The following is a 791-nucleotide window of genomic DNA, read 5'->3' on the forward strand; positions in this document are numbered from 1 at the left end:
AGTGGTGGAAATACCGGAGCCTTGATGGCTTTAGGGCGCTCCATTTTAGGGACCTTTCATGGTGTTGATCGCCCAGCTATCACAAAGCTATTTCCGTCTCAAAATGGTGGAACCTTAGTTCTTGATCTTGGTGCAAATGTAGATAGCTCAGCTGAGCAGCTTATGCAATTTGCCTTAATGGGCCAGATACTTGCGCAAGTGATTAAAGAGAAAGAACAGGCGGACGTTGCGCTTCTTAATGTTGGTGATGAAAATATTAAGGGCAACGAGTTAGTTCGTTTGGCGGATTCTCTTATCAGAGAAGCGCCAGAAATTAACTATATTGGTTTTGCTGAGGGCGGCGATATTTTTCGAGGTAAAGCTGACGTTCTTGTTTGCGATGGTTTTGTTGGGAATATTGCACTAAAAAGCGCCGAGGGTGCGGCAAATATTATCCTTGATGGGGTGAAGGCCTTTTTTGAACGTTCATGGTTTACGCGCTTGTTAGCGAAGTTGTTGGCGCCACATATGGCTAGTGCGCTGAAACAGCTTGATCCCGATACGCACAACGGAGCAATGTTTTTAGGATTAAATGGCGTTGTGGTGAAAAGCCACGGCAACGCAAAGGTAGAAGCGTTTGTGCATGCAATTGAGCTTGCGGATCGCGAAGCACGCTCTAATCTACCTGAAAAAATTAACAAAGCACTAGAGTTCATCGCTTTCGACTAATTTGCGGTGATATAAGGAGGTTTTATGTCGTTGGTATTTATGTTCCCCGGTCAAGGATCGCAAAGTGTGGGCATGATGGCTGA

Annotated in this window: 1 protein-coding gene; it reads left to right on the plus strand. The window is 45.3% G+C overall.

Going from position 1 to position 791, the window contains the following annotated elements:
* Positions 1-708 (plus strand): phosphate acyltransferase PlsX (gene plsX / locus A3739_RS14295; RefSeq protein ID WP_068501863.1); only part of this gene is annotated, 708 nt, incomplete at its 5' end.
* Positions 709-791 lie beyond the last annotated feature (83 nt).

The sequence above is a fragment of the Oleiphilus sp. HI0067 genome (genome assembly GCF_001635735.1).